Source organism: Halomonas llamarensis, from assembly GCF_023555005.1.
GTDB classification, from domain to species: domain Bacteria; phylum Pseudomonadota; class Gammaproteobacteria; order Pseudomonadales; family Halomonadaceae; genus Vreelandella; species Vreelandella llamarensis.
Genome location: NZ_JAMJPJ010000136.1, coordinates 1 through 255 on the forward strand (window position 1 = coordinate 1; position 255 = coordinate 255).

The 255-nt window shown below is 56.5% G+C and carries 1 rRNA gene; it reads right to left on the reverse strand.

The features are described from left to right. A 23S ribosomal RNA gene (locus tag M8006_RS17940) occupies positions 1 to 255 on the reverse strand; the annotation flags it as partial.

Genomic DNA, 255 nt, shown 5'->3' on the forward strand with positions numbered 1-255 from the left:
CCTCCTAGCTGTCTGAGCCTTCCCACATCGTTTCCCACTTAACCAGGATTTCGGGACCTTAGCTGACGGTCTGGGTTGTTTCCCTTTTCACAACGGACGTTAGCACCCGCTGTGTGTCTCCCACGCGTCACTCACCGGTATTCGGAGTTTGCCTCGGGTTGGTAAGTCGGGATGACCCCCTAGCCGAAACAGTGCTCTACCCCCGGCGGTGCTACGTGAGGCGCTACCTAAATAGCTTTCGAGGAGAACCAGCTA